At 41.1% G+C, this 21,801-nt stretch carries 19 protein-coding genes; all 19 read right to left on the reverse strand.

Features of this window, described 5'->3' with window-relative positions; genetic code table 11:
• Positions 1-144: 144 nt before the first annotated feature.
• Entirely contained in the window at positions 145-1,575 is a 1,431-nt protein-coding gene (gene ltrA / locus ACYQ1I_RS16810; RefSeq protein WP_459766577.1) for a group II intron reverse transcriptase/maturase, read from the reverse strand.
• Positions 1,576-2,343: 768 nt separating this feature from the next.
• Complete coding sequence (gene hemZ, locus ACYQ1I_RS16815) at positions 2,344-3,807, reverse strand: coproporphyrinogen dehydrogenase HemZ (protein ID WP_459767374.1); 1,464 nt, start codon at positions 3,805-3,807, stop codon at positions 2,344-2,346.
• A gap of 70 nt (positions 3,808-3,877) precedes the next feature.
• Entirely contained in the window at positions 3,878-4,495 is a 618-nt protein-coding gene (locus tag ACYQ1I_RS16820; protein WP_459767376.1) for an MBL fold metallo-hydrolase, read from the reverse strand.
• Positions 4,496-4,508: 13 nt separating this feature from the next.
• Positions 4,509-4,958: a D-aminoacyl-tRNA deacylase gene (gene dtd, locus ACYQ1I_RS16825; protein ID WP_459767378.1), complete on the reverse strand. Its 450-nt coding sequence runs from the start codon at positions 4,956-4,958 to the stop codon at positions 4,509-4,511.
• 15 nt (positions 4,959-4,973) lie between these two features.
• Positions 4,974-7,160, reverse strand: a complete 2,187-nt coding sequence (locus tag ACYQ1I_RS16830) for a RelA/SpoT family protein (RefSeq protein WP_459767380.1) — start codon at positions 7,158-7,160, stop codon at positions 4,974-4,976.
• Between the two features lie 61 nt (positions 7,161-7,221).
• Positions 7,222-7,743, reverse strand: coding sequence for an adenine phosphoribosyltransferase (locus ACYQ1I_RS16835; RefSeq protein WP_459767382.1), 522 nt, complete (start codon positions 7,741-7,743; stop codon positions 7,222-7,224).
• 3 nt (positions 7,744-7,746) lie between these two features.
• Positions 7,747-10,272 carry a single-stranded-DNA-specific exonuclease RecJ gene (gene recJ, locus ACYQ1I_RS16840; RefSeq protein WP_459767383.1) on the reverse strand — a complete coding sequence of 842 codons (2,526 nt, stop codon included), beginning with the start codon at positions 10,270-10,272 and terminating at the stop codon, positions 7,747-7,749.
• A 95-nt stretch (positions 10,273-10,367) separates the two neighbouring features.
• Positions 10,368-12,041 carry an ABC1 kinase family protein gene (locus ACYQ1I_RS16845; protein ID WP_459767385.1) on the reverse strand — a complete coding sequence of 558 codons (1,674 nt, stop codon included), beginning with the start codon at positions 12,039-12,041 and terminating at the stop codon, positions 10,368-10,370.
• A gap of 106 nt (positions 12,042-12,147) precedes the next feature.
• Positions 12,148-13,041, reverse strand: a complete 894-nt coding sequence (gene secF, locus ACYQ1I_RS16850) for a protein translocase subunit SecF (RefSeq protein ID WP_459767387.1) — start codon at positions 13,039-13,041, stop codon at positions 12,148-12,150.
• Positions 13,042-13,053: 12 nt separating this feature from the next.
• On the reverse strand, positions 13,054-14,298 hold the full coding sequence (gene secD / locus ACYQ1I_RS16855; RefSeq protein WP_459767389.1) for a protein translocase subunit SecD: 1,245 nt from the start codon (positions 14,296-14,298) through the stop codon (positions 13,054-13,056).
• A gap of 100 nt (positions 14,299-14,398) precedes the next feature.
• On the reverse strand, positions 14,399-14,905 hold the full coding sequence (locus ACYQ1I_RS16860; RefSeq protein ID WP_459767391.1) for a gamma carbonic anhydrase family protein: 507 nt from the start codon (positions 14,903-14,905) through the stop codon (positions 14,399-14,401).
• On the reverse strand, positions 14,902-16,263 hold the full coding sequence (gene scfB / locus ACYQ1I_RS16865) for a thioether cross-link-forming SCIFF peptide maturase (RefSeq protein WP_459767393.1): 1,362 nt from the start codon (positions 16,261-16,263) through the stop codon (positions 14,902-14,904). The genes ACYQ1I_RS16860 and scfB overlap by 4 nt, the downstream gene beginning before the upstream one ends.
• A 128-nt stretch (positions 16,264-16,391) precedes the next feature.
• Positions 16,392-16,532: a six-cysteine ranthipeptide SCIFF gene (gene scfA, locus ACYQ1I_RS16870; RefSeq protein ID WP_459767395.1), complete on the reverse strand. Its 141-nt coding sequence runs from the start codon at positions 16,530-16,532 to the stop codon at positions 16,392-16,394.
• 67 nt (positions 16,533-16,599) lie between these two features.
• Complete coding sequence (locus ACYQ1I_RS16875) at positions 16,600-17,001, reverse strand: TIGR04086 family membrane protein (protein WP_459767397.1); 402 nt, start codon at positions 16,999-17,001, stop codon at positions 16,600-16,602.
• Between the two features lie 197 nt (positions 17,002-17,198).
• The gene (gene yajC / locus ACYQ1I_RS16880) at positions 17,199-17,474 is read right to left on the reverse strand and encodes a preprotein translocase subunit YajC (protein WP_459767399.1); all 276 of its coding nucleotides are present in this window, start codon (positions 17,472-17,474) and stop codon (positions 17,199-17,201) included.
• Positions 17,475-17,555: 81 nt separating this feature from the next.
• Positions 17,556-18,680, reverse strand: coding sequence for a tRNA guanosine(34) transglycosylase Tgt (gene tgt, locus ACYQ1I_RS16885; protein ID WP_459767401.1), 1,125 nt, complete (start codon positions 18,678-18,680; stop codon positions 17,556-17,558).
• 15 nt (positions 18,681-18,695) lie between these two features.
• Positions 18,696-19,721, reverse strand: a complete 1,026-nt coding sequence (gene queA, locus ACYQ1I_RS16890) for a tRNA preQ1(34) S-adenosylmethionine ribosyltransferase-isomerase QueA (protein ID WP_459767403.1) — start codon at positions 19,719-19,721, stop codon at positions 18,696-18,698.
• Positions 19,721-21,373, reverse strand: a complete 1,653-nt coding sequence (locus tag ACYQ1I_RS16895; protein ID WP_459767405.1) for a SpoIID/LytB domain-containing protein — start codon at positions 21,371-21,373, stop codon at positions 19,721-19,723. The genes queA and ACYQ1I_RS16895 overlap by 1 nt, the downstream gene beginning before the upstream one ends.
• Positions 21,374-21,588: 215 nt before the next feature.
• Positions 21,589-21,801 carry a DUF2905 domain-containing protein gene (locus tag ACYQ1I_RS16900; protein WP_459767407.1) on the reverse strand — a complete coding sequence of 71 codons (213 nt, stop codon included), beginning with the start codon at positions 21,799-21,801 and terminating at the stop codon, positions 21,589-21,591.

Genomic DNA, 21,801 nt, shown 5'->3' on the forward strand with positions numbered 1-21,801 from the left:
ATGACATACCTCCATAAAATTATTTGTTCTTTACCAAATGATGCACCATTTAATAAAGTAGGGTAACTATTTGCATAGCTACCCCCTTATCAAACCGCACGTGCCCTACTAAGGCATACGGCTTACCAACGTGTTTTAAATGAATTAAGCATAGTTTTTAACAGCATTTATCTTGGAAACTCGGTCATGAGTATAATACTCTTGGCCTTTTTCCTTTAATTTCTTGATTTGTTTCTCTAATTTTGCTCTATTTTTGGCCGTTATTTTCTCTAGGTACATTTCTAGGGTATACCCCCACATTTTATTGTAATATAACCAGTGGGATGGTATAAGCCCTATCTTGACAAAATACTCATTATTCCACTTCGAGGTCATAAGCCAGCCTTTTCTTTGACATGGATTTTTGTGTATCATTGCTACCCTTAATCTTTGTCTAACATAGGAGTCTACTGCATGTAGTTCCTTGCTGAAGGCCTGTAGAATACATCTACTTTTCTGACCATATTCTTCATTAGCTTTTACTGCTTTGGATATGTTCAAATAGTAGTTTATCTTACCCCTTATTATTGGGTTTAAGGTGTCCAGCCATGCTTTAGTACTAAGGGTTAAGCTTTTCCTCGTTTTATCCTTTAATTTAGTTTTGAAGTCCTTGATTGAGCCTTCGGTAGGTCTTACGATGAAGTATGAGCTCTCGTTTTTCTTTCTTTTCCTCCAATGCTCAAATGTAAAACCAAGGAAATTAAAATTTTCATCGTTGAAATTAACGAATTTTGTTTTCTCCATTGATACTTCTAATCCTAAATCATTTATTACCCTATTTGCTACCGCACCTGCTCTTTTGATTTCTTCTTCTGTTTTAGCAAACAGAAGAAAATCATCAGCATACCTTACAAAACGGATATTTTCCTTATCTAGTTCCCAATCCAGTTCATTTAGGTATATATTCGCAAGTACTGGTGAAATCACCCCTCCTTGCGGAGTGCCAGATTCAGTATTATGGAGTTTACCTTCTTCCATATGTCCAGCCTTTAGCCATCTCCATATCATATCTAGGACAGTTCCATCAGCTATATATTTTGTCAATATCTTCATCAGTTTCTTGTGTGGTATGTTGTCAAAGAACCCTTTAATATCACAGTCGTATATGTGGTTGTATCCTGTTTCTAGATTCCAAAGAATTATCTGCATTGTTCTTTCTGCACCTAATCCTTTTCTGTATCCACATGACCATTTATGAAATATCTCATTCTCAAACTTGGGACTTATGACATTTACCACACTTTGCTGTACAATCCTATCCTCTATGGTTGGGATTCCTAAGGGTCTTTTCTTACCATTTTTCTTTGGTATATATACCCTCTTTACTGGCTTTGGTACGTAGCTTTTCTCTTTTAGGGTAATTAGGAGTTTATTAATCTTCTCCTCTTCTTTTTCAGCGAAGGTTTCGAGGGTTTCACCATCAATACCTCCACAGCCTTTATTTTCTTTAACTTGTTTCCATGCTTCCATTAGCTTTCTTTCAACTAATAGCTGTCCATAAATACTATGCATTTTAAGCTTCAATTCTTGATTCATTTATTATCCTTCACCTTTCTTGTGTCCTTTCGGTTCGTTTTTACTTTCGTAGCGTTACCGTTATCATTACACATGATTAAAGTTAGGTCCACTGAGGTCAGTTCCCTTCCGTTCAGTATCAGTTTGGCCTAATACCTACTCCCGTACTATGGAACTGTCTGACTTCTCTATCCGTAGTAGAAACTTCGGCATAACCTTATATTCCACTACCCCTTTCGGGCTTGAATAGAGATCTCACAGGGTCACCGCACTTTCCTTCCTAGCATACCGAGCACTTTCACATGATAAACTATTTTAATTCGGCTGATTCATTGAATTAGAATTATTGACTTCCCATTTTTTACGCATAGTCGTCAGTTTACCCCGCCACCTGTGCTTCACACCTCTGCATTTCGGTCTGCTAGTCCGCCTATGGGTCTCACGACTTTCCACGTCTCCTTCAGACAACACCTCACGATATTGCCCTAGACTAGGCTTCCTAGGTTGTATCAGCACTCCTAGGGAAGGACTCTCACCTTCGAGAACTCTTGAGCTTCCAAACTCCCGACTCGTTCTTACCATCATTGGTATCGTCGTCGCTGTTCTTAATACTCAAGATTTCATAAAATTTCTTTTATGAATGTGCGACTGCCTGTCGCACATAAAAGACCATGAGTCCTCTCATCATGATCTTTTTAAATTGAGTATATGTTGTCTTAATAATATAACCACCAAGACTCGCTGTTATAGTTATATCTACTCCTTTGATTCGAATTAATAAACAACGACCTACAAATATTTAATTTTCCTTTGAACCATTTCTTCAACCCGATTGAGGTATTGCTCTAAATTTTTTACATTAGGCACCCTCTCCAAGCGATTTTCATCCAGATATACAAATTTTGATACGGCTCCTGCTCCAAAGGCGATAATGGTTTGCTTTTCCTCCATAATTTTAATGTTATATATTCCCTCGTAGCCAGGCTTACAATAACCTATGTTCTCTAAATGGCCCAGCATGTGTTTTTGCCTGTACATGTAATAAGGCTGAAGCCCCATGGCAGCAGCATAATCTTGGGTTATTTTTAACATTTTTAGTATTTCTGCACCTTCGGTTAACCGGTAGGTACCCTTTTCTTCCTTTAATTTTGAAGCATTTTTTAAGGCCAGGGTGTGAACCGTCAGGTTTACAGGTGAAAGGGCTTCAATTTCTTCCATGGTATGGCGTACCATTTCAGGTGTTTCGCCAGGTAGCCCGATGATTAAATCCATGTTAATTTCCTCAAAACCCATTTCCTTTGCTAAATAATAGGCCGATTTTAACGCTTCAACCGAGTGGTTTCTTCCGATGGCCCTTAAGGTACAGTCGTTCATGGTTTGTGGATTGATGCTCAAGCGTGTAACACCCATCTGCCTGAGCTTCTCGAGCTTAGGGGCATCAATGGTGTCAGGGCGTCCTGCCTCAAAGGTAAACTCCTTAAGGGTATCCAGTAAAAAAGCCTCTTTAATACAATCATCCAGCTGCTTTAGCTGTTCAATTGTTAAAACAGAGGGAGTTCCGCCCCCAATATAAAGGGTTTCTATTTGCTTACCAGTCCTTTTAAGTATAGGCGCTACACCTCGTATTTCCCGGCAAAGGGCCTCTACGTAGGGCTCCTGCAAATGGCTCCACTGCTTTAATGGATTAGAAGGAAAGGAGCAATAAACGCATCGGGTGGGACAAAAGGGAATACTGATATATACACTGACTTTACCATCATCTAAAGGGTAAAGATAAGGATACTCCCTTTGGGCTACGTCAACTAAAAGTTGGGCCTTATCCTCATGAATCAAATATTCCTCCTGCAGCTCCTGGAGAATTTCCCCTTGGCCTACTCCCCTTTCCATCAATTCATGGACAATTTTGGTGGGCCTAATTCCGGTTAAAATCCCCCAGGGTAAATAGCTCTCCTTTTTTTCCTTCAGCAGCTTAAAAATCCCTCGTTTTATCAGCCTTTTTTCCAGTCTTTGAAGGTTTTGGCCATCAATTTGGCTGGTTTCTTGAAGAGAGATGGTTTCGCCCCGGAGGTAATAGCTGGTATGAACCCTTACATAATCGTGATTAAGGCTGATTTGGGATATCAGCTTTTCTTCTGAAAAATCCTCGGCATTTTCTTCCGGCTCGAATTCCACTGCCTCTGGAGGATAAAAGAGCTTTAGAAGCTCCTTTACCTCATATTCATAGTTGTGTCCTGTTAAGTAAACCTTAATCATCCTTAGGCTCCTATCATCAATTACTTTTTCGTAATCTTTTATAAAAAATTCCCTGATAAGGGAATTTTCTTTATTTTATATAGGGGTTTGTCAGTCTTTCAATTCCGATTCGAGTTGCAGGACCATGTCCAGGAAAAACAGTAATTTCATCACTTAATATCATTAATTTTTCCTTTATGGAATTAACCAATTGCTCATGATTACCACCGTATAGGTCAGTTCTGCCAATAGAATTGGAAAAAAGCGTATCTCCTGTAAACAGCACCTGATCAGCCTTAATACAGATACCACCTCTGCTATGGCCAGGGGTATGGATAATCTCAAGCTTTAAGCCTCCCAGGGGAAGCTGATCCCCATCGGCCACAAAATGATCAGTTTCAAATTCTACGGCCATGCCCATGCTAGCTGAATAATTTTTTCTTTTATCCTTAATCATACTTAGATCATCTCTGTGGATATAAACCGGTGCGCCTGTTTTTTCCCTCAGTTCTTCAACGCCCCCAATATGGTCTCCATGACCATGGGTTAGAATAATATAAACCAACTCAAAACCATTTTCATCCAATGCAGAGATGATTTTATCCGCATCACCGCCAGGATCAATGACCGCTGCCTTACCTGAAGAATCATCTCCAATGAGATAACAATTAACCTCCATTACCCCAGCGGGTATTTTATGCAAAAACATGCCCTTTACCTCCTTAAAAAACTTTTTTACTATCAATAAGCATGGTTACCGGGCCGTCATTAATGGAATGGACCTGCATATGGGCTTGAAACACCCCGGTTTCCACATCAATTCCTAATAGCTGACATTCCTTAATAAATTCTTGATAAAGTCGGTCAGCCATCTCTGGCTTTGCGGCTTCGGTAAAATTCGGTCTTCTTCCCTTCCGGCAATCTCCATAAAGAGTGAATTGGGAAACCACCAGCATTTGTCCCTTTGTGTCGAGTAATGACAGGTTCATCTTTTCCTGTTCATCTTCAAAAATCCGTAAATTCACCAGCTTTTCAGCCATATATTTTACATCCTGAAGGGAATCCTCTGAACCAACACCTAAATAGACCAGTAATCCCTTCTCTATTGTTCCTGTGGCCTTACCATCAACCATAACCCTTCCATGATTAATTCGTTGTACAACAGCCCGCATAATGGCCTCCTTTTCCTATGTTGTGACACGATATACATCAATGACACCCTGTATATTTCTAAACTTTTTCATAATTCGATCAAGCTCTTCAATATTATCAATTTCCATGGTGAGATTCAACACTGCCATACGTTCCTTATTGGTTCTGGCATTTAAGGCATTAACAGTAATTTTGCTGTCGGTAATAACCCTGGTAATTTCCGAGAGCAATCCCTTGCGGTCGGTGGCTCGAATTTGAATCTCCGCCTGAAAGCTGATGGGCTTAGTGGTATCCCAATCCACATCAATGAGCCTATCGGTGGATTCAATGTTATCCTCCAGATTAGGACAATCCTTTCTATGGATTGATACACCCCTTCCTCTGGTAATGTAGCCGATGATTTCATCACCAGGAACAGGATTACAGCACCTGGAAAAACGAACCATGATATTGTCAATTCCCTTTACAGTAACACCCTGACCCTGCTTTTTACGGGAAGCTATTTCCTCTGGGGCTCTGGACTGAGGGATATATTCCTTATCGGTAATTTCCGGCTGGGGCTCTCTTTTTATGGCATCCTTTTTAATAACCTCTTTAATTTTAGGTAAAACCTGACTAAGGGTAATGCCACCATAGCCAAGGGCGGCATAAAAGTCCTCCTCACTGGTTAATCCAAGCCGCCTGCCAATTGAAATTAGCAGCTTTGACTGTAAGGCCTCCTGTTGCAAAAGACCCTGCCGTCTAACCTCCCTTTCCAAAAGCTCCCTTCCCTTTTCAATGTTTTCATCCCTTCGCTCCCGCTTAAACCATTGTTTGATTTTATTTTTAGCCTGGGAACTCTTTACAATTTTAAGCCAATCCCGACTGGGCCCATTACTATTGGATGAAGTTAGTATTTCAACAATATTACCATTTTTTAGCTTATAATCTAATGGTACGATTCTACCGTCGACCTTTGCGCCAACACATCGATTTCCTATATCGGAATGGATTTTATACGCAAAGTCAATAGGGGTTGAACCCGCAGGCAAATTAATTACCTCACCCTTAGGCGTGAAAACAAAGACCTCGTTGGTAAAGAGGTCTATCTTTAAAGACTCCATAAATTCCTTTGGGTCTTTATACTCCTTTTCCAATTCCAGCATTTGTCCGACCCAGGTGAGCTTGCTGCTGATCTTATCCTGGTCGGTTCCCCGACCCTCTTTATATTTCCAATGGGCGGCAATCCCATACTCTGAAATTTGGTGCATTTCAAAGGTTCTGATCTGTATTTCCACCGGCTCTCCCTTGGGCCCGATCACAGTGGTATGAAGGGACTGGTACATATTGGGCTTGGGCATGGCGATATAGTCCTTAAATCGACCTGGAATGGGCTTCCACAGGGTATGAACAATACCCAAAACACCATAGCAATCTTTAATTGTCTCTACAATAACACGAACGGCCAGGAAATCAAAAATTTCATCAAAGGATTTTCCCTGGTAGGTCATTTTTCGATAAATGCTGTAAAAATGCTTGGGTCTGCCTGAAATTTCCCCTTCAATGCTAAATTCCTTCAACCTCTGCTGAAGCTCTTGAATGACCTGATTAATATACAGCTCACGATCCTTACGTTTTATTGCAACCTTTTCGACCAGTTCATAGTAGCCCTCCGGATCAATATACCGTAAACATAGGTCCTCCAGCTCCCACTTGATTCTTGAAATACCCAACCGATGGGCAATGGGTGCATAAATTTCCAAGGTTTCCATGGCCTTTTCTTTTTTCTTTTCATCGGTTTGATACTTCAGGGTTCTCATATTATGAAGCCTGTCAGCCAGCTTAATCAAAATCACTCGAATATCCTTTGCCATGGCCACGAACATTTTTCTTAAATTCTCAGCCTGTCTTTCTTCCTTGGATTCAAAGGACATCCTGGTCAGCTTTGTTACCCCTTCCACCAGAAGGGCGATTTCTTCGCCAAACTCTTGCTTGACGGTGTCATATCCGTATTCCGTGTCCTCAATAACATCATGCAGTAATGCTGCCGCAATGGTACTGCTGTCAAGCCTAAGCTCAATTAAAATTTTGGCCACTTCTACAGGATGAATAAAATAACACTCACCCGATTTGCGATATTGACCCTGGTGTGCCCTTTCGGCAAAATGAAAGGCCTTGGCGATTAATCCCACATCACATTGAGGGTTTGTCTCTTCTATCATGGCTATTAAGTTCTCTAACATTTTCGATCACCCTCTCGCAGCTAAAGCATTCCTATTTGATGTTTGATAAAATTATGATGCGCTATTCTTCCTCATATTTAACCAATGATTGAATATGGTAATCCTTTAAGTTATCCCTTCCCTTTAAAAAGGCCAGTTCAATTAAAAAGTTCATGGATACAACCTCTCCCCCCAGGGCCTCAATCAGCTTGGCAGCAGCCAAAACAGTTCCCCCAGTGGCCAATAAATCATCCAATATGGCAACCCTTTGGCCAGGCTGAACGGCATCCTTGTGAATTTCCAGGGCATCAGTTCCGTATTCCAGCTCATATTCATATTTTACCGTTTCAGCAGGGAGCTTTCCCGGTTTTCTAACAGGCACAAAGCCAACCCCCAATTGATAAGCCACCGGTGTTCCCACCAAAAATCCCCTGGCCTCTGGTCCTACGACCAAGTCTATCTTTAAATCCTTTAATTGTTCCACCAATTGATCAATTACATACCGATAGGTTCGATGATCTGACAACAAAGGGGTTATATCCTTAAAGCTTATGCCTTCCTTAGGAAAGTCAGGAACTTCTCTGATTATTTTTTTCAAATCCATTATTTATTTCCTCCTCATGTACAATCGGTACAATTTATTTTTTAAATTCTCAAAATCAAGGATAAGCTGATTGAATTTCTTGTAGCTATCAAGGGCCTCTAAATCAACCTTATCGGTAACCTTATTTAGCTTAATTTGATAGTATCCCTGGATTTTCTCAACGAGAAGCAGCTTTCCTTCACTGAATATCTTAAAGGCATTTTGAATCATGGCAGGATTAAATACGCCCGGGTATTGATGGCTAAGCCCCTCTAATATCTGTTGAATGCTGTATCGTCCTTGACTGGCAGTCCTGCTGAAATATTTATATAAAATCACCAAGTTTTCCCGTTTAGGAACAATCTTCTGGATCTGCCTTTGCTGTTGTATTGCTGCTTCAGGATCAAACAATACAATCAGCTGATTCAGTTCAACCCTTTGAAAAAACAACAAAAAATCATATTCTGTAAAAAAATGATCTAATAGAATAATTTTATTATATCTTTTAAAATCAATTTTATCAATATTGGGATTAATGATAATGTGAACTTCCTTCTCACGAGGCCCTTTGACGGTAAAACCAAAGGAAAACTGAAACTTCAGCTGACTTTTAACCATTCTTATATCAGTTAAGCTTAATAGCTGTAAAGCCTTATAATAGCTATTGGCCAATATCAGCAATCCTTCCTGGCTCTCCATCAGCTTTAAAATCACTTCTTCATTATAATCGACAATGCAATCGGGGGAAAGGGTAATATTTTCAAGGTTTCCGGCCATTGTCTTCTCCGAAATACTAAGATTCGTGTAATAACAGTAGGAAAACCCGTTCCAGGCTTCGGCTCCCATTCCAATGGCCTTTATATCCTTTAAATTAAGCTGTATTTTTTTGTTTCCGTTAAATACGTTTAATTCGGGAGTAAAAACAATATCAGCCAAACCACCGGCAACTAATTCATCCTTATATTCTCCAAAATTAAAGCCTATGGCGTCAAGGGCTCCCGTTTCCGACGACATTTGCAGCTTAAGATGCTTTCCCTCGGCACCAATTCGATTGACATATTGGGGCCTTAAAAGCCTTGAATAGAACTTTGGCCCGGGATTGCCCATTCCATAGGGCTCTAGGGTTTCCAGCTCACCTAATAGCTCCTCATTAATTTCATCCAGTCTTAATACGCCATCACAGAATACCTTCTTAATCTGATCTTCTTCACTCATAAGATGATTGGCAATTTCATTTATTCTTTTACGAAAGGGAAGTATGTTTTCCTCCTTTAAAGAAAGGCCTGCTGCCTGTTCGTGTCCGCCAAACTTTGTAAATAGCTCTTTGCATTGGTTCAAGGCCTCAAATAGATTAACTCCTGGTATACTGCGGGCTGAACCCTTAACCTCGCCATCCTCTATCGACAATATAACCGTAGGCTTATAGTATTTTTCTACAATTCGGGAGGCAACAATACCGATTACACCATGATGCCAGCCTTTTTGGTAGAGTACTATAAATTTATCCTGTTGATAGCTTCTATCGCTTTCTATCATTGAAACCGCCATATTGAAAATTTCCATTTCAATCTGCTGGCGTAGGCGGTTTTCCTCATCTAAAAAGGCTGCCAATTCCCTGGCCTCCCTTTCGTCCTCCGTCACTAGTAAGGTAACAGCCTTTCTAGCATTGCCAATTCTACCTGCAGCATTTAATCGAGGTGCCAGCATAAAGCCTATATGGCCTGCATTAACGGCCTTTCCCTTTAACCCGCATACCTCTATCAGGGCTTGAATTCCCAGATTAGTGCTATTTTGCATAACCTTAATACCATTTTTAACAAAGATACGATTTTCATTTAATAGCGGCACAATATCCGCCACTGTGGCCAGGGCCACAATATCTAAATATTGATTTAAATTCCGCTGAAAGTCCTCTTTACTGCTTAAGGCTTGTATCAGCTTCAGGGCCACCCCACAACCACAAAGCTGCTTAAAGGGGTATGTACAGTCCCTTCGCTTAGGGTTCACTACTGCATAGGCCCTGGGCAATTCCCCTTGGCATTCATGGTGATCTGTTATAATCATATCTAAGTTAAGCTCCCTGGCCTGCTCGACTTCTTTTATTGAAGTAATACCGCAATCTACTGTGATAATTAAATTCCCCCCCTGGGCGGCAATCTCAGCCAGGGCATCACAATTAAGGCCATAGCCCTCCTCCATACGATGGGGTATGTAATAATTCACCGGATAACCAACATTTCTAAAGAAACGAACCAGAAGGGCGGCACTGGAAACACCGTCTACATCATAGTCCCCATAAATCCAGATGGCCTCTTGATGATCTATTGCCCGCCGAATTCGCTCCACTGTCCGATCCATATCCTTTAATAGAAGAGGTGAGTGCAGGTCATTTATTGAGGAACGTAAAAAAGCCCTGACCTCATTCTGATCTTTAATTCCTCTATTCAAAAGGATTCTTGCGGTAATTGGTGAGACACCGCAGGCCTTTGTCAATAGGTCAATTTCCTCTTCCTCTATTCTGTTATAGGTCCAATAACGCTTTAGTTTCATTTGTACACCTGCCAAACTTTATTTTATAGCACAACAAAGGCAGCCATAGCTGCCCAATATAAAATATAATATTCTACATTAGCTCCCTGATCCCTTTATTTTTTATTTCTTCCCTGAAATAAAATTGATATGATAATACTAAACCCAAGGAAGCTGGCTATTAAAAAGCCTGCAATACCAAATAGGGAGATGCCTCCAATTTTGGGGCCTGCATTATTGTAAATTACAAGGGACGAGCCTATGATCAGGGCTGAAGTAATCATACTAAGGGAAATACGGTTCGTCGCCCGATTAATGGTATGATGTAATTCTTCAAAGCCCCGGTGTACCATTTGTACCTTCAGCTCATTATTTTCAAACTTCTTTAATATTACCCGGAGCTGTTTCGGCAAATATTTAAAGCTGGATAGCACTTCTTCTGAATAACCCCTTAATTCCTCCAGCAGTTGCTTTGGATGATATCGATATAGGTATATTTCTTTAACAAAGCCCTTGGCGGCCATTGACAAGCTAAAATCAGGATTTAAATATTTGCCGCTGCCCTCTAGGGTAATTAAGGATTTAAAGAGCAGGGTTAGCTGAGCCGGCAGCTTCAGTTGATTTTTATGGGCTACTTGCAATAGCTCCTTAAGGGCTTCACCAATATTTAGTTTCTTTAAGGGTAAGTTATAATATAGATTTAAAAGAAAAGAGATATCCTCCTTAAGTCTTCGTATATTGGTTTCAGGCTTTAGGGCTTCCATTTCCATCAAGCTGCTGACAATTTTCTCTACGTCCCTGCGGGCAGCCGCCGTAAAAAGATCTGTTAACATTGCCATGATATTTCGGTCAAGGTAGCCCACAATCCCAAAATCAATGATGCCAATTTGCTTTTCACTAACAGCGAAAATGTTGCCTGGATGAGGGTCTCCATGGAAAAAACCAAAAATAAAGATTTGCTTCATAAAGGCCTCGGTACCGATATCTGCTAATTTTTTTAAATCCCATCCTTTTTGCCTCAAGGTTTGGGTATCTACTATTTTGACCCCGTAAATCCGTTCCATGGTCAGAACCTTTTTAGTCGTGTAATCCCAATGGATTTTAGGTATTTTAATGCCATGGTCTCCTCTAAAATTTTCATAAAAACGATCTGCATTTCTAGCCTCGTAGGTATAGTCCAGCTCCCTATATAGACCACGACTAAATTCCTCTACCATTTCATAAAGCTGATAGGGCTTATTATTATCCATATGCTCATCCATCAGCCTGGCCAGATGAAATAAAATATCTAAATCTAATTCAATGATCCGTTGTATACCAGGCCTTTGTACCTTAACCACGACAGATTCACCGGTTTGAAGGATTCCTTCATATACCTGTCCGATTGAGGCAGAAGCAATGGGTTCAGGTGAAAAGCTGCTGAATACCTCTTCAATTGAAAGCCTCAGCTCCTTTTCTAACAGGTACTTTGCCTGTTCAAAGGGAAAGGGTGCTACATTATCCTGCAGGTGCGATAGCTCACTGATTATATTTTCAGGAAAAATATCACTTCGGGTACTCATAATCTGACCCAGTTTAACAAAGGTTGGTCCTAGTTCTTCACAGGCCAGTCTAATTCGTTCTCCTTCAGTTAACTGTTTATTAGATCGATTGATACGCAGCACGAATTTGGGTATATAACCCTTTTCACATAATTTTTCGGCAAGAAAGTCAAAACCATATTTGACCAATACCTCTCCAATTCTTTTATATCGTTTAATATTCTGATATCTGGTACCTATTTTACCCATAAGCACTTTTCTCCTTGAACATATAATTCAAATACAAAAGGTGGCAATAATACATATATATGTATTGTTACCACCTGAATCATTAAATTATCATATTTTTTAAATCTTATTTAGTGTCGGGTACAGGCCTATTGTTTCCTTTAACCAATTGTCTGTTCTTAAATATAACCCATAGCGGGCTGGCAATAAAAAGTGAAGAATAGGTTCCTGCAATAACCCCGGCTATTAAGGGTAGAGCAAACTCTCTAATTTGCTCAACCCCCAGTACATACAAAGCTACGATGGTTACCAGTGTGGTAATAGAAGTATTAATGGATCGGCTGACGGTCTGGGTGATACTATCATTGGCCAGCTTTGTATAGTCATTCTTCTTCATAAATCGTTGGTTTTCTCTAATCCTGTCAAAGATAACAATTGTATCATTGATAGAATACCCTAATATCGTTAAAATAGCCGCAACAAAGGGGCCATTGACGGGTACTCTTAATATTGAGTAGACAGAGGCCACAATTAATACGTCATGGGCCAGGGCGATAATCGCTGCCAAGCCAAACCTCAGTTCAAATCGAAAGCTAATATAAATTAACATTCCAATAACCGCCACAACCACTGCCAACAGAGCCTTTCCTTGAATTTCCTTTCCTATGGCAGGGCCAAATTGCTCTGCCCTTAAAAAGTCATCTTCAGACAAATCATATTTTTCTTGGAATTTACCAAATATTTCCATGCGCTCTTTGTTGTCAAAGTCTATAATCGACCGAATTTGAAGGGTTGTCCTTTCATTTCCCAGCAAATTAACATTGGCAGAGGGATCATATTCATTGACAATTTCCCGAATCTCAGTGACTTCTACCAATTGATGCAGCTCAATTTCTAAAATGGAGCCACCAGTAAAATCAATCCCTACGTTTAATCCTCTGACTAAGCCCAAAATCAGGCCAAGGGCAATAATCAGTCCTGATATGCTAAACCAGAGCTTGTGCTTTTCTATAATTTTCATGTCCTATCCCCCCTATGCTCCATATAGCTTGCTACTTTTTGTAATATTCATTCCAACAATCAGCTTTAACAGGAACTTTGTAATGATTATGGCAGTAAACATACTGGCTCCAATCCCAATAATTAACGTTAGGGCAAAGCCTTTAATTGTTCCCGTTCCAAATTGGTAAAGTACAATTCCGGCAATTAAGGTCGTTACATTGGAGTCAAGAATCGCCGTAAAGGCCCGCTTAAAGCCTGAATCTACGGCCGCACGAATGGTTTTTCCAGCCCTCAGCTCCTCCTTGACACGTTCAAAAATAATGACATTGGCATCTACCGCCATACCTATCGATAAAATCAAGGCAGCGATACCAGGTAAGGTTAAGGTTGCGTTTAAGGCGACAAAAATACCAAGTACCAATAATATATAGATGGTTAGGGCTATGTTGGCCACCAAACCAGGAATTCTATAGTAAATCAGCATATACAATAATACCAAGATAATACCAATTTGAGCAGCCTGAATACTTCGATTAAGGGCATTTACCCCCAGGGTTGCGGTAATGGTTGAGCTTTGAACCTCATCTAAATCTACAGGTAATCCCCCTGCTCTAATGAGGGCTGCCAGACGGGAAGCAGATTCTTCGGTAAAGTTTCCGCTGATTTGGGCCCTGCCTCCGGTAATTCGTTCCTGTACCTGAGGAACAGAAAGGGCTTCTTCATCTAGCATAATGGCAATGTAGGGAGTATTGGTTCGAGCTACTCTTCCGGTGGCATCGGCGAATTTTGCGGCCCCTTCAGAGTCAAATTCCAGGCTTACCACAATCTGTCCTTCGGAATAGGCGGCTTCAGCATTTTTTACATTGGCTCCCGTTAAAACTACTTCTTCATTGTCTCCTGCAATAAAGCGTAATTGTGCCGTCTGTCCAATTAAATCGATGGCCTCCTGGGCATTTTCAACTCCTGGTAATTCAACCCGAATACGCTTGTCTCCTTCACGAACAATAATTGGCTCTGTTAACCCAAAGCCGTCGACCCTTAGTCTAAATACTTCAATCGTTTGATTGATAATTTTGTCAAGCTCGGCACCAGTTGCATCGGTTCTGGCTTCATAGACAACATATACCCCGCCTTTAAGGTCTAGTCCCTGATTAATGGAGCTTAAAAGCGGATTAATTGCAATGCCGCCGATATTAAGGCCATTGATTGCAGTAAAGGCTGCCAGTCCTACAATGGCTATGACCAGCAAAAATACAATTAGATTTTTTATTTTCATTGATTATTTCCCCCTAACCTAATTTCATAAGTTTAATTATATATGCTACGGTTCTATGAGTCAATAAACATCCTTCTCCAGTAAAATCCACTTTTGCATACTATTGATCCTTAAATGTCCTGGCCAGGGCCACATAATCATCGGCCGATGTCCTAAGCTCCTTTTTTTCCTCTTCGGTTAAGGGCCGAATTACCTTGGCAGGAGAACCCATGGCCAATACCCCCGAAGGAATTTTCTTATTGGAGGGTACCAGGCTGCCGGCTCCTATAATTGTTTCTGCGCCAATTTCTGCTCCGTTTAAGATAATGGCCCCCATACCGATTAAACAGTTATCTTCAACTTTACAGGCATGAACGATGGCCCCATGGCCAATCGTAACATTATTTCCAATAACCGTAGGGTGAATATGGCTAATATGAACGACACAATTGTCTTGAATGTTGGTATTTTCCCCTACGATAATGTCATTGTCATCTCCCCTTAGCACAGCATTATACCAGATGTTAGAGTTTTTCCCAAGGGTCACTCGACCGATTATGTCGGCCGTTTCCGCGATAAAGCAAGTTTCGTGAATTTCTGGATTAATTCCCTTAAAGGCCTTTATCATCTTTCTTCCTCCTCTGAAAGCTTCGCTTGAATCATCAGGGCAGATTCTATTCGCTTCTTTTCCATTTCGCACCCAATGTCATAGGGAATATTAATATCATGATTAAAATGATAGGCATTGGCATGACAGCCTCCGCTGCAATAAAACTTAGCCCAACAGCTATTACATTTTTCCTTGTTATAAACATGGGCCTCTGCAAAGGTATAATATAGCCCCTGATCCAAGGATTGATCCATCACACTGCCAATTTTAAAGCTATCATTCCCAACGAACTGATGGCATGGATACAGGTCACCTTCGGGGGTAACAGCCAGATATTCCGCACCTGCTCCACAGCCTGATATCCGCTTAATAACACAGGGTCCCTGATGTAGATCAATCATGAAATGAAAAAATGAAAAGGGCTTTCCTGCCCGGTGACGATGAACATATTCCTCTGCCAAAAGCTCATAATGCTTAAATACAGTCGGCAAATCCTCCTTCTGAATGGCATAATCCATATGGGGTTGGGTCACCACCGGCTCTACCGATACGTTTTTAAAGCCCAAATCCACTAAATGAAGCACATCCTTTGAAAAGTCAAGATTATGTTTTGTAAAGGTGCCCCTTACATAATAATTTTGATGCCTTCTCATTTCGGCCATCTTCAACAGCTTTGGCAAAATCACCCCATAGGTTCCCTTGCCATTGACAGTATAGCGCATTCTGTCATTGGTTTCTTCTCTGCCATCTATGCTGAGAACCACATTATACATTTCTTCGTTAATAAATTCCATATTTTCTTCATTTAACAGCATACCATTGGTGGTCATTGTGAATCTGATATTTTTGTTATAGACCCTTTCCCGCTCCCTGCCATAGGCTACAATTTCCTTAACCACTTCAAAGTTCATTAGGGGTTCTCCGCCAAAAAAGTCTACCTCCAAGTTTCTACGGGAGCCCGAGCTTTCCAGCAAAAAGTCAATGGCTTTTTTACCTACCTCAAGGCCCATGAGGCTCCTTTGACCCTTGAAATCACCCTGGGAGGCAAAGCAGTACTTACATCTGATGTTGCAATCGTGGGCGATGTGTAAGCAAAGGGCCTTGACAACAGGTCTTTTATTCTTAAAGCTTTCATGGTTTAGATAACGTTCTTCAGTAAATAATAAACCATTTTGCTGTAATTCCTTAATTTCTTCTAAAGCCTCTGTGATTTCTCGCGATTCATATTCATCTTTGAGGGCATCAACAATCTTTTCCTCTGGCTGTTGGGGATAAAAGTCAAGGATTCGATAGACCAATCTATCTACCACATGGACTGCTCCGCTGTTTACATCAAGAACAATATTTTTATTCCCCTGGCTAAATTTGTGTATCATTTAAAATGTGCTCCTTCCATTATGAAACATTATCATAACCATTTTATAAAATATAGGCAAAACAATCAAGAAAAACCAGCAGTTTCCGTTACTACTGCTGGCTTTCCTCTATGTATCTTTTAATAAGATTACTTATTTTCACATTCTTGGTTTGCCACGGTGCAGGAGGTTTTGCATGCTGACTGGCAGGAGGTTTGACATTCTCCACAACCGCCCTTGGCAGCACTATTAGCCAGTGTTGCACCACTTAGTACTTTGATGTGCTTCATATCGGTTTCCCCTTTCGCTATAATTTCCTATAAAATTATAACACATAAACAGGCCTACAAAAAGCCATTATTTTATATTTATCCCAATCATTCCGCCGACACTGCCGGCTGCTATGCTGATAAGCAGCCGATAACCCACATAACGGTCAAGGGTATATTCCGTAAGAAACATTTTGCTTAGAATGACCAACAGCAACATGAACACCAAGCCAATTAAGGCCCCATGAAGCCAACCCTTGGTACCAATATGGGCTACGGTATAAATGGCTCCATAAACCACCCCTAAAATCATAACAATTGTGGTTACCAGGGGGATTAACCCTTCCCCTGCCATTGTATAAGTGATGATAATACCAAAGAGTAAAAATAAAAGCAAAGATAACACATAGCCCCGCACCAGACCTCTGCCATAGGTGAAAAGGTTAAAAGGACCACTGTTCTTTACGACATTTTTTTTACCACCCTTCATAATAGCACCTCCACTGCGCTTTTATTGAAATAATATGCGACAGTTTTGGTTTTATACCATTTGAATGACTGATTGACTGCAAAAAGGCCCTCTTGATTATAAAAAAAGCCCTAATCCTATTTCCAATACCGTCCCTTTAGGACGATATAATTGAAGACATAGGATTAGGGCTTCTACACGAAGCCTTAAGTGATGGACTATTCCTCCTCTGATGCAAGGTTTCCAATAGCCCATTTTGCTACTACTAATTTGGTTTTATCGGCTCCAACCTCCAGTGTCATGCTGTCTTCCTTAATTTTAACCACCTTACCATAAATTCCTCCTATGGTAACAACATGATCACCAACCTTTAGATTGTTTCTCATTTCTCTAACTTTCTTTTCCTTTTTCTGTTGCGGTCTGATGACAAATATGTAGAAAATTACGATAAAACCGATTGGTAATATCAAGCTTGATAATTGTTGTGCGTTCAAGCTCCTTCACCTCCTTTACAGGTTTAATATTCAACTCTATATTCAACAAAAATGACATATTTCCTTTTTATTAATTAATTTTTAAGAATTTAAGTCATATCCATATTGATTAAAGAACTCCCGTCTAAAATCCAACAATCGGTCTTCCCGGATGGCCTGTCTGATCTGTTCCATCAGCTTCAACAGGAAGTATAGATTATGATAGGTTAACAGCCTAAGGCCCAGGATTTCATTGGCCTTGAAAAGGTGTCTTAAATAAGCTCGACTGTAGGTTTTACAGGTATAGCAATCACAGTTGGCATCCAGGGGCTCAAATGATTCCGTATGGACGGCATTTTTAATGACTACCTTCCCCCGGCTTGTCATAGCTGTTCCGTTTCGCCCTATTCTGGTAGGTAGTACGCAATCAAACATGTCGATTCCCCTTATACTGCCCTCTATTAAAGCATCGGGACTGCCTACTCCCATCAAATATCTTGGCTTATTTTTGGGCATAAGGGGTGTTGTATATTCTAAAACCTCATACATTAATGGTTTTGGTTCTCCTACACTAAGGCCCCCCACTGCATAGCCCGGCAGGTCAAGCTCCAACAGCTCAGCTGCACTTTGTCTTCTAAGATCCTCGTACATACCTCCCTGTATAATCCCAAATAAGCCTTGACTATGGGGATTTTTGTGGGCATCCAGACATCGTTTAGCCCATCGGGTAGTTCTTTCCAATGATTGTTTAACGTATTCTCGATCTGCAGGATAAGGAGGACATTCATCAAATGCCATCATAATATCTGAGCCCAGGGCATTTTGAATTTCAACAGCCTTTTCTGGGCTAATGAAGTGCTTTGATCCGTCCAGATGGGATCTAAATTCTACCCCTTCCTCAGAAATTTTTCGGAGGGGCCCAAGGCTAAAAACCTGAAAGCCTCCACTATCGGTAAGAATCGGTTTATCCCAGTTCATAAAGGAATGGAGTCCTCCAGCCTTTTTGATTAATTCATGACCCGGTCTAAGATATAAATGATAGGTATTACCCAAAATAATCTGAGATTTAATCTCCTTAAGCTCTTCAGGGGTCATGGCCTTGACGGTGGCCTGGGTTCCAACGGGCATGAAAATTGGGGTTTCAATTTCCCCATGGGGAGTAGAGATTTTTCCAAGCCTAGCCCCACTTTGCTTACACTCTTTAATCAGCTCATATTTTATTGCCATAGTTTTATCACCTTTCTATTTTATGAACATTGCATCACCAAAGCTAAAGAACCGATAGCCTTCCTCAACTGCAACCTGATATGCCTTCATTACCCTTTCCTTTCCGGCCAGGGCCGACACCAGCATAATTAAGGTAGACTGGGGTAAATGGAAATTTGTAATTAGGTGATCGATTACCTTAAATTGATAACCAGGATAGATAAAAATCTCAGTCCAGCCACTGCCTGCCTTCACCAGGCCGCCCTCGACAGCGGCTGATTCCAGGGTTCGGCAGCAGGTCGTGCCAACGGCAATCACCTTGCCGTCCCTTAGCTTGGTATCATTAATAATTTTTTCGTTTTCTACATCAATCTGGTAAAACTCACTATGCATTTTATGCTCCAGTAGGTTTTCCACCTTAACAGGCCGAAAAGTGCCTAACCCTACATGAAGGGTAATATAGGCAATCTTAATTCCCTTAGCCTTTATTGCTGCCAGGAGCTCCTCTGTAAAGTGCAGGCCTGCAGTGGGAGCTGCGGCTGAGCCTTGATACTTTGAATAAACCGTTTGATAACGCTCTCGATCCCTTAAGGGAACCGTAATATAGGGCGGAAGCGGCATCTCCCCCAGTTGATCCAACACAGCCTCAAAGGCTCCCTCATAATAAAACTTTACAATCCTTGAACCTTCTTCCGTAATGTCCATGACCTCTGCCCTTAATAAGCCATTTCCAAAGCTTATGATTGAACCTACCCTTGCTCTTTTACCAGGCTTCACCAAAACCTCCCAGCAATTTAGCTCCATTCGCTTGAGCAGTAAAAATTCCACCCGACCACCGGTGCCTTCCCTTTCCCCCAGCAATCTGGCCGGCAGAACCCGGGTATTGTTTAAAACCAAGCAGTCTCCTTCGTTCATATACTTAATGATTTCATAAAAATAGCTATGGGTAATGGCTCCCGTATTCTTGTCTAATATCATCAATCGTGATTCATCTCGTTTTTCCAGAGGTGTTTGGGCAATCAGCTCTTCTGGAAGATAAAAATCAAAATCTGTTGTTTTCATTAACGTAATTCCACCTTTACATCTGTATAATAATGGGTCAATATATCTTTAAAGTTGTAATTTTTCTCTGCCATCGCCTTGGCACCATGCTGGCTCATTCCCAGGCCGTGACCATAGCCCTTTCCCTCAATGAGAACGGCTTCGGGGTTGGAATCAATTCCTTTATAGCTTTCCCCATTATAAATCTGTATATTAGCTGGATTTTTTAATTCCTTGGAGCCCTCAGCAGAAATTACATGTAGCTGATGGGGGGAAATGACTCCAGGGGCTTCTTGATCCTTTGACTTGACATAAATCGTTCCTTCTCCTTGGAGCATCACTTGGAACCAGGTGCTTCTAAGGCCAAAGACACTTCGGCTGGCTTCCTTTTTCAAGGTTTCCTTCCCCTTCGTACCTTCCACAACCAGGCTTAAAACCCTGCCATTGGGGGAAACCTCCGTAATTCGTATATTTTTTATTTCACCCACATCCATATTGTTCTTTGCCATGGCAGCTTGAAGCTCTGGTAAGGTTAGCTGAACAGACCAGGTGGAATTGGGGGTTCCCTCTGAAAAAGGGTCCTTTACACCTCTAATATAGGGCAGCACTGTGCTCCATACATTTTCGCTGTCTTCAGTCTGCCCGCCGCTATTGGAATGATAATAGGGGGGAATAGGCTCTCCATTATAGGTTAAAATCATTGACTTTGTTTCGTCAACAGCTCGATTGGTGCTTGACTGCTCAACATCATAGCCCCCGTATACCTGGGAGCTTACGGTATTGCAGAGATCAAAGCCATCCTCCCGATACTTTCCCATTATGGTAATGGCATAACCCCTGGCGGCCACAGCCTGGGCCTTTAGGGCTTCTAGGGGCCAGGAGGCCGGCATTTCCCTGGGAACCACACCGTATAGATATTCCTCTAAAGAAAGCCTGTTCACCACAGCCATATCGCTGCTGCTGCTTCTTTTGGCCGTAACCTCTCCACGGAATTGACTTCCCTCAATTTCCACGAGGGACGTCGTTCCCTTTTCCTCAATGGGCCCAAAATAAATATTTTCACTGGAATCAAAACTAAAAATTGGTTTGCCGTTCAAATCCATCACCTGAACCCTGGTATCAGAAGGATAAACCACGGTTGTCTCTATTTTGGCCATTTCCCTAATTTCTGACGACTTTTCCAGGGCCGCCTCCTCGCTGACCAACAGGCCATAATATACCTGCCATCCGCCTTCATAGGCCAAATAAACCTGATCAGTCAATTGAAGGTCTTTAATAAAGGCCTCAGCCGAGGATAGATTACTAAACCCATTACCTAGCTGGAGCCGATAAGGGCCCTGGAGAGTCATCTGAGATACCTGCTCCTGAATGGGGCCGGTATATTCCACATAGTTTCCTTTATTACCTAGATAATAAGCATCCTTCCTCAGGATAAGACCTGAAATATTGGGAAAATCAGTTAGATTAACTGTATTATTTCCCTGGTGCTTTTTGATTTCAAAGCCATTTTGGGCTTTAACCATTACAGTCGATTTTGCCGATGCTCTAAAATATAAGCCAATTTCCACTTTTTCCGGCAGAGCCATGGACTGGTCTGCAAAGGAAGGGCATAAGCTTACAATGAACAGACCAATTAATAATATTGCATATTTTTTTAGCTTCGTTCCTTTCATTTTGGCTTCACTCCTACTATCAATGGGTATCAACTTCATTACAATTCGACAGAAAAGGCTTTTTTCCTGCAATAATCTCTTTTACTAAAACCTTTATGGCAAAAGAAAAAGCTCCTTTTTATTCAGGGGGCCTATGAACACTCATGTAATACCCTTGCTTCCTGGAATAAAAAGAAGCTTATTATCATTGATTGAAAGGCTTTTGGTCTTGATGATTACCTTCTAAAAATTAAATTCAATATTAAGGTTAAAAGCAGACTGATGAGGATACTGGTCACTATGGGAAAATAAAAGGTTACATTGCCCCTTTTCAACAGAATGTCTCCGGGAAGCCTGCCCAACCCTAATCTTCCTGCCAAGGTGACGATTCCCCCTACTATTATGAGGATAATTCCTCCCATCATTAATAATCTGCCCATTGAATTCAT

The organism is Alkaliphilus crotonatoxidans, from assembly GCF_054658015.1.

Bases quoted from the DNA above. Each gene is read 5' to 3' on its own strand.
- tgt (WP_459767401.1), bottom strand. From the start codon at position 18,680: ATGGCAATAAAATATGAGCTGATTAAAGAGTGTAAGCAAAGTGGGGCT.
- hemZ (WP_459767374.1), bottom strand. From the start codon at position 3,807: ATGATTAAGGTTTACTTAACAGGACACAACTATGAATATGAGGTAAAG.
- ACYQ1I_RS16845 (WP_459767385.1), bottom strand. From the start codon at position 12,041: ATGGGTAAAATAGGTACCAGATATCAGAATATTAAACGATATAAAAGA.
- ltrA (WP_459766577.1), bottom strand. From the start codon at position 1,575: ATGAATCAAGAATTGAAGCTTAAAATGCATAGTATTTATGGACAGCTA.
- recJ (WP_459767383.1), bottom strand. From the start codon at position 10,272: ATGAAACTAAAGCGTTATTGGACCTATAACAGAATAGAGGAAGAGGAA.
- ACYQ1I_RS16835 (WP_459767382.1), bottom strand. From the start codon at position 7,743: ATGGATTTGAAAAAAATAATCAGAGAAGTTCCTGACTTTCCTAAGGAA.
- scfA (WP_459767395.1), bottom strand. From the start codon at position 16,532: ATGAAGCACATCAAAGTACTAAGTGGTGCAACACTGGCTAATAGTGCT.
- dtd (WP_459767378.1), bottom strand. From the start codon at position 4,958: ATGCGGGCTGTTGTACAACGAATTAATCATGGAAGGGTTATGGTTGAT.
- secD (WP_459767389.1), bottom strand. From the start codon at position 14,298: ATGAAAATAAAAAATCTAATTGTATTTTTGCTGGTCATAGCCATTGTA.
- ACYQ1I_RS16875 (WP_459767397.1), bottom strand. From the start codon at position 17,001: ATGAAGGGTGGTAAAAAAAATGTCGTAAAGAACAGTGGTCCTTTTAAC.
- ACYQ1I_RS16900 (WP_459767407.1), bottom strand. From the start codon at position 21,801: ATGAATTCAATGGGCAGATTATTAATGATGGGAGGAATTATCCTCATA.
- scfB (WP_459767393.1), bottom strand. From the start codon at position 16,263: ATGATACACAAATTTAGCCAGGGGAATAAAAATATTGTTCTTGATGTA.
- ACYQ1I_RS16860 (WP_459767391.1), bottom strand. From the start codon at position 14,905: ATGATAAAGGCCTTTAAGGGAATTAATCCAGAAATTCACGAAACTTGC.
- secF (WP_459767387.1), bottom strand. From the start codon at position 13,041: ATGAAAATTATAGAAAAGCACAAGCTCTGGTTTAGCATATCAGGACTG.
- ACYQ1I_RS16830 (WP_459767380.1), bottom strand. From the start codon at position 7,160: ATGTTAGAGAACTTAATAGCCATGATAGAAGAGACAAACCCTCAATGT.
- ACYQ1I_RS16895 (WP_459767405.1), bottom strand. From the start codon at position 21,373: ATGAAAGGAACGAAGCTAAAAAAATATGCAATATTATTAATTGGTCTG.
- queA (WP_459767403.1), bottom strand. From the start codon at position 19,721: ATGAAAACAACAGATTTTGATTTTTATCTTCCAGAAGAGCTGATTGCC.
- ACYQ1I_RS16820 (WP_459767376.1), bottom strand. From the start codon at position 4,495: ATGTTTTTGCATAAAATACCCGCTGGGGTAATGGAGGTTAATTGTTAT.